We start from the raw sequence: 6,180 nt of genomic DNA on the forward strand, positions 1-6,180 counted from the left end.
CGGCGCTAAGGGAGCGGTGCCGGTCCCGTAGCTCAGCCGGATAGAGCGCGCGCCTCCGAAGCGCGAGGTCACAGGTTCGAATCCTGTCGGGACCGCCACGGCCGCCATGCCCCTCCTCTCGATCCGGAAATGGTCGACGCGGCGGGCTTTCCCGGGACATCCAGAACCCTTCGTCAGGATGGTGGCAGCTCGCGCCATCGGCGCCATGTTTGCCGCCGCACGGCTTGTCGGAGCGTCAGCGACACGTGGATGGGGCAGCCCGCTCGCGGGACAGGCGATGAATCCTTGTGCCGTCCTGCGGGATGCGACCGCATGCCGGCGCCGCGGGTCTTGATCGCGGGGACCGGGCGCGTCATATGGCGGCGAACGACGCAGGGACAGGGAAGAGCAGGGTGGCGACAACCGCAGGGGAAGTGCCGCGCGTCTACGGCGGCGCGGCAGGGTGGATTTCGGTCCTGATTCCGGCCGCAATCTTCGCCTGGCTGACGCAGTTCCTCGCGCCTGTCGCGGCCGGCGAGACCGTCCTGATCGGCGTCGACTGGGTTCCGAGCATGGAGGTGCGCCTGTCGTTCCTGATCGACGGGCTGAGCCTGACCTTCGCGCTCCTGATTTCCGGTATCGGTGCGCTGGTCACGCTCTATTCGACGCAGTACCTCGGCCGGCATCCGGAATATCCCCGTTTCGTCCTGTTCCTGCTGCTCTTCATGGCGGGCATGCTGGGGCTGGTGCTGGCCGACAACCTGATCGCGCTCTTCGTCTTCTGGGAGATCACGACGATTTCCTCCTATCTGCTGATCGGCTTCGACAGCGACAGCGCGAAGTCGCGGCGGTCGGCGCTGCAGGCGCTCCTGCTGACGGCGACCGGGGGCCTCGCGCTGCTCGCCGGCATGATCCTGCTGGGCACTGTCGCGGGCTCCTTCGAGCTTTCCGTGATCCTCGGGATGGGCGACGAGATCCGGGCGGACCCGCTCTATCTGCCGATCCTGATCCTGTTCCTCGCGGGGGCCTTCACCAAGTCGGCGCAGTTCCCCTTCCACTTCTGGCTGCCGAACGCGATGGCCGCGCCGACGCCGGTTTCGGCCTACCTGCACTCGGCGACCATGGTGAAGGCGGGCGTCTTCCTGCTGGCCCGGATGAACCCTGCGCTCGGCGGGACGGAGCCGTGGTTCTGGGCGCTGGTGATCGCGGGCGGCTTTACCACCGTCTTCGCGAGCCTCCTCGCCGTGCGGCAGACGGACATCAAGCAGGTGCTGGCCTACACGACGCTGATGGCGCTCGGCGCGCTTACGCTCTTCATCGGGGCGGGGACGTCGGACGCGATCAAGGCGGCGATGATCTTCCTCGTGGTGCATTCGCTCTACAAGGCGGCGCTCTTCCTGATGATCGGGCTCGTCGACCACGAGACGGGCACCCGCGAGGTCGAGGAGCTGCGCGGCCTCGCCCGGAAGATGCCGGTGACCTTCCTCGCCGGCGCGCTCGCCGCGATCTCGATGGCGGGCATTCCGCCGCTGATCGGCTTCATCGGGAAGGAGTTCCTCTACAAGGCGGGTCTCGCGCTCGACACGGGCCAGCTCTGGGTGACGGGCACGATCTTCGCGGCCTCGGTCCTGATGTTCGTGGCCGCCGGCATCTCGGTCGCGCGGCCCTTCCTCGGGCGGCTGCCCGACCGGCTCTCCGCGACGCACGAGGGGCCGGCGGCGATGTGGATCGGCCCGCTGACGCTGGGCGCGCTCGGCCTGCTGTTCGGGCTGTCCTCGGGTCTTGCCGAGACGTGGCTCGTCGCGCCGGCGACATGGGCGGTCTACGGCGCGGAGACGAAGGTGGACCTCTACCTCTTCCGGGAAGTGAACGCGGCGTTCCTGCTGTCGCTGGCGACCTTCGCGGCGGGGCTGGTGCTCTACCTCGCCCACCGGCGCCTGCGCGCGGTGATGGCCCGCGCGATCGAGATCAGCCCGATCCGCTTCGACCCCGCGTGGGACCGGGTGCTCGACGGTCTGAAGGCGCTCGCCGCGTGGCAGACGGGCATCCTGCAGTCGGGGGTTCTGCAGCGCTACATGGTCACGATCCTCGGCACGCTGGCGGTGGGGCTGCTGGCCACGTTCTGGGCCAAGGACGTGCTCTCGCCCATCGACCTCGACCTTGCCGGGGAGCTGGACACGCTGCAGTTCACGCAGTTCGCGATCGTCGGCTTCATCTGCGCCGGCGCGCTGCTCGCCGCCTGCACCTCGAGCCGGATGACCGCGGTCGCGGCCCTGGGCGTCGTCGGGGTGGGCGTCGCGCTCATCTTCATCATGTTCTCGGCCCCGGACGTGGCGATCACGCAGCTTCTCGTCGAGACGCTGACCATCGTGCTCGTCGCGGTCGCCATGCTGAAACTGCCGACGCTCGGCCTGCGGACGGAGGCGCGTCGACCCTGGCACGCCGCGCTCGCGGTGGCGGTGGGCGGCCTCGTCACGCTGGTTCTGATCGCCGTCCTGCAGGGCGACATCGACCGGCGCCTGACGGATTACTTCGAGGCGGCGAGCTGGCCCGAGGCCTATGGCCGCAACATCGTCAACGTGATCCTCGTGGACTTCCGCGCGCTCGATACCTTCGGCGAGATCGCGGTCGTGGTGATCGCGGCGCTGGCGGCCTTCGCGCTCCTGCGGGGCACGCGCGGCCGGCGCGCCGCCGAGGGGGAGGGCGAGTGAGATGATGAACTCCGTGATCCTCAACGCCGCGACGCGGCTTCTCGTGTCGCTGCTGATCCTCTTTTCGGTCTACATGCTGCTGCGCGGGCACAACCTGCCCGGCGGCGGCTTCATCGGCGGGCTGACGGGGGCGACGGGCTTCGTGCTCTACGCCATCGCCCACGGCACGGAGGCCACGCGCGCCGCGCTGCGCGCCGAACCGCAGAGCATCGCCATGGTCGGCCTCGGCATCGCGCTCGCGGCGGGCGTCTCCGCGGCGATCTTCGGAGACGCCTTCTTCACGGGCCAGTGGCTCTTTCTCGGCGCCACGGAGGACGACAAGGGCCTGCCGATCAGCTCGGTCCTCGTCTTCGACATCGGCGTCTATCTCGTTGTCTTCGGGTCGATCCTGACCCTCGTTCTGGCCCTCGAGGAGGAGGTCTGATGGAGCTTCTGGTCGCCGTCATGGTCGGCGTCATGGTCGCGGCGTCGGTGCATCTGATGCTGGCGCGCAACGTGCTGCGCTTCATCTTCGGGCTGATCCTGATCTCGAACGCGGCGAACCTGACGATCTTCGTCTCGGGGCGCCTGACGGCGGAGTCGCCGCCGCTGATCCCGGAGGGCGCCGACGCGCCGGTGGGGCAGGTCGCCAACGCGCTCCCGCAGGCTCTGGTCCTGACGGCGATCGTGATCGGCTTCGGGCTCTTCGCCTTCGCGCTGACGCTTGTCTACCGGACGTATCAGACCCTCGGCACGCTCAATTCCGATGAAATGCGTCTGGCCGAGCCGCGGACGGAGGACCGGTCGTGAGCTGGATCCTCGCAAGCCCGATCATCATCCCCTTCGTCGCGGCGGTCCTCGCCTTCCTGTTCCGGAGGGGAACGGAGGGCCGGTGGCTGTCGGTGATCGGCGCGGCCGGCTTGCTGATCGCCTCCCTGTTTCTCATGGCCGAGGTCTGGGAAAACGGTGTCGTCGCAGCGCAGATGGGCGGCTGGGCCGCGCCCTTCGGCATCACGCTGGTGGCAGATCTCCTGTCGGCGGTCATGGTGGTGATCACGGGGATCACCGGTCTCGCCGTCGCGGTCTACGCGCTCGCCGACGTGGACACCCGCAACGAGGCGCTGGGCTTTCACGCGCTCTTTCAGGTGCTGCTCGCCGGCGTCTGCGGGGCGTTCCTGACCGGCGACATCTTCAACCTCTACGTCTGGTTCGAGGTGATGCTGATCGCCTCCTTCGGCCTCCTGATCCTCGGCGGCCGGCGCGAGCAGCTCGACGGCGGCGTCAAGTACGTCACGCTGAACCTCGTCTCGACGATCCTTTTCCTGTCCGCGGTCGGGCTGCTCTACGGGATGACCGGCACGCTCAACATGGCCGACCTGCACGGCGCGGTGCAGGAGGTCCGGAACCCCGGCCTGCTGGTGGCGGTGGCGATCATGTTCATGGTCGCCTTCGGGGTGAAGGCCGCGGTCTTTCCGCTCTTCTTCTGGCTGCCGGCCTCCTATCACACGCCGGCCTTCTCGGTCTCGGCGATCTTCGCGGGGCTGCTGACCAAGGTGGGGGTCTACGCGCTCGTCCGGGTCTTCACGCTGATCTTCACGACCGACGTGGCCTATACGCACACCATCCTGCTCTGGGTCGCGGCGCTGACGATGATCACGGGCGTCCTCGGCGCGGCGGCGATGAACGATTTCCGGCGCATCCTGTCGTTCCACATCGTCAGCCAGATCGGCTACATGATCCTCGGGCTGGCGCTCTTCACGCCGCTGGCGATCGTGGGGGCGGTCTTCTACATCGTCCACCACATCATCGTGAAGGCGAACCTCTTCCTCGTGGCGGGCGTGGCGAGGCGCATCGCGGGCTCCACGGACCTCGACGCGATCGGTGGCCTTTACAAGACCGCGCCGCTTCTCGGGCTTCTGTTCCTGATCCCGGCCTTCTCGCTCGCCGGCTTCCCGCCGCTTTCGGGCTTCTGGGCGAAATACGTTCTCGTGAAGGCCTCCCTCGACGCGGGAAGCTACTGGGTCGCGGCGGTGGCGCTGGTCGTCGGGCTGCTGACGATCTACTCGATGACGAAGATCTGGGGCGCGGCCTTCTGGAAGCCGCACCCGGCGGGGCACGCCCCGAAGCTCTCGCAACTGCCTCCGGCCGAGCGGATGGCGCTTCTGGTGCCGATCGCGTCGCTCGCGGCGCTGACCTGCGTGATCGGTTTCTACCCCGAGCCCTTCGTGGTCTTCGCGGAACGCTCGGCCGAGCAACTGCTCGACCCCGCCGCCTATGTCGCGGCCGTTCTCGGCGAAGCGGAGGGGGGGGCCACGGGGGCCGCGGACATGGAGGGCGGCGAATGAACCTCTTCGCGCTGAATATCGCACTCGCCGTCGCCTGGGCGGCGCTCACCGGCAATTTCACGCTCGGCGGCCTTGCCGTTGGGTTCGTGATCGGCACCGCGGCGCTCTACGTCGCCAAGCCACTCTTTCCGGGGTGCGACGATTATTTCCTGCGGGGGTGGTATTGGGGCAAGCTCTGCGTTCTCTTCCTCTACGAACTCGTCGTCAGTTCGATCGCCGTGGTCTGGGACGTGATCACGCCGAGCACCAAGGCGCGGCCGGGCGTCATCGCCATGCCGCTCGACGTCGAGGACGAGATGGGCGTGCTCCTCGTGACGAACCTGATCTCGCTGACGCCGGGGACGCTCTCGCTCGACGTGACGGACGACCGCAAGACGCTCTTCATCCACGCGATGTTCGCCGACGATCCCGACGCCATCCGCGCGCAGCTCAAGGGCGGGATGGAGCGCTGGGTCATGGACGCGATGGAGTAACGCCATGGATTTCCTGCAAGCCGCCATCAACGTCTCCTTCTTCATGGTGGTGCTGGGCGTCGCCTTCGCCTTCGTCCGGCTCGTCAAGGGGCCGAGCCTTCCGAACCGGGTCGTGGCGCTCGACATGATGAACGTCCTGATCGTCTCCTTCTGCGGGCTCTACGCGATCCGGGCGGGGGATTCGGCCTTCGTCGACGTCGCGATCGTGCTGGCGCTCGTGGGCTTTCTGGCCACGGTGGCGCTGGCGCGTTTCGTCGAGCGCAGGGTCAACCGCGACTCGCACGCGCGGGACGAGGACGCGGAAACCGGGCCCGGGGAGGACCGCTGATGGGCGAGATCGTGATTGCCGTGCTGGTGCTGCTGGGCGGCTTCTTCTGCTTCGTGGCGGGCCTCGGGGTTCTGCGCCTGCCCGACGTGCTGATCCGGATGCACGCCTCCACCAAGGCGGGGACGCTGGGCTCCGGCCTCATCCTCGTGGGGGTGGCCGTGCACTTCGGGGATACCGCGACCATCACGCGCGCCGTGGCGACGATCCTCTTCCTCCTGATCACCGCGCCCGTGGCCGCGCACATGATCGGCCGCGCCGCCTTCCGTTCCGGCGAGACGCTCTGGAACACGAAGATCGATGCAGAGGCGGAACGCTCGCTGAAGCGGTAAGCGCTGCGGTCTGGCCCCGGCAGGGGACCCGTCACG

Annotated in this window: 7 protein-coding genes and 1 tRNA gene; all 8 read left to right on the plus strand. The window is 68.2% G+C overall.

Features of this window, described 5'->3' with window-relative positions:
• Positions 1 to 21: 21 nt before the first annotated feature.
• Positions 22 to 98, plus strand: a tRNA-Arg gene (locus tag ACESL7_RS11720).
• A gap of 294 nt (positions 99 to 392) precedes the next feature.
• Complete coding sequence (locus tag ACESL7_RS11725) at positions 393 to 2,690, plus strand: putative monovalent cation/H+ antiporter subunit A (protein WP_372893506.1); 2,298 nt, start codon at positions 393 to 395, stop codon at positions 2,688 to 2,690.
• Position 2,691: 1 nt separating this feature from the next.
• On the plus strand, positions 2,692 to 3,114 hold the full coding sequence (locus ACESL7_RS11730; RefSeq protein WP_372893507.1) for a Na+/H+ antiporter subunit B: 423 nt from the start codon (positions 2,692 to 2,694) through the stop codon (positions 3,112 to 3,114).
• On the plus strand, positions 3,114 to 3,479 hold the full coding sequence (locus tag ACESL7_RS11735; protein ID WP_372893508.1) for a Na+/H+ antiporter subunit C: 366 nt from the start codon (positions 3,114 to 3,116) through the stop codon (positions 3,477 to 3,479). Before ACESL7_RS11730 ends, ACESL7_RS11735 begins: the two co-directional genes overlap by 1 nt.
• Positions 3,476 to 5,014 carry a Na+/H+ antiporter subunit D gene (locus ACESL7_RS11740; protein ID WP_372893509.1) on the plus strand — a complete coding sequence of 513 codons (1,539 nt, stop codon included), beginning with the start codon at positions 3,476 to 3,478 and terminating at the stop codon, positions 5,012 to 5,014. The genes ACESL7_RS11735 and ACESL7_RS11740 overlap by 4 nt, the downstream gene beginning before the upstream one ends.
• Entirely contained in the window at positions 5,011 to 5,487 is a 477-nt protein-coding gene (locus ACESL7_RS11745; protein ID WP_372893510.1) for a Na+/H+ antiporter subunit E, read from the plus strand. Before ACESL7_RS11740 ends, ACESL7_RS11745 begins: the two co-directional genes overlap by 4 nt.
• A gap of 4 nt (positions 5,488 to 5,491) precedes the next feature.
• The gene (locus ACESL7_RS11750; protein WP_372893511.1) at positions 5,492 to 5,815 is read left to right on the plus strand and encodes an MrpF/PhaF family protein; all 324 of its coding nucleotides are present in this window, start codon (positions 5,492 to 5,494) and stop codon (positions 5,813 to 5,815) included.
• Positions 5,815 to 6,144, plus strand: coding sequence for a monovalent cation/H(+) antiporter subunit G (gene mnhG, locus ACESL7_RS11755; protein WP_372893512.1), 330 nt, complete (start codon positions 5,815 to 5,817; stop codon positions 6,142 to 6,144). Before ACESL7_RS11750 ends, mnhG begins: the two co-directional genes overlap by 1 nt.
• The last annotated feature ends 36 nt before the right edge of the window (positions 6,145 to 6,180 follow it).

The organism is Rhodosalinus sp. (assembly GCF_041685465.1).
Classification (GTDB): domain Bacteria; phylum Pseudomonadota; class Alphaproteobacteria; order Rhodobacterales; family Rhodobacteraceae; genus Rhodosalinus.

Bases quoted from the DNA above. Each gene is read 5' to 3' on its own strand.
- ACESL7_RS11730 (WP_372893507.1), top strand. From the start codon at position 2,692: ATGATGAACTCCGTGATCCTCAACGCCGCGACGCGGCTTCTCGTGTCG.
- ACESL7_RS11735 (WP_372893508.1), top strand. From the start codon at position 3,114: ATGGAGCTTCTGGTCGCCGTCATGGTCGGCGTCATGGTCGCGGCGTCG.
- ACESL7_RS11745 (WP_372893510.1), top strand. From the start codon at position 5,011: ATGAACCTCTTCGCGCTGAATATCGCACTCGCCGTCGCCTGGGCGGCG.
- ACESL7_RS11750 (WP_372893511.1), top strand. From the start codon at position 5,492: ATGGATTTCCTGCAAGCCGCCATCAACGTCTCCTTCTTCATGGTGGTG.
- mnhG (WP_372893512.1), top strand. From the start codon at position 5,815: ATGGGCGAGATCGTGATTGCCGTGCTGGTGCTGCTGGGCGGCTTCTTC.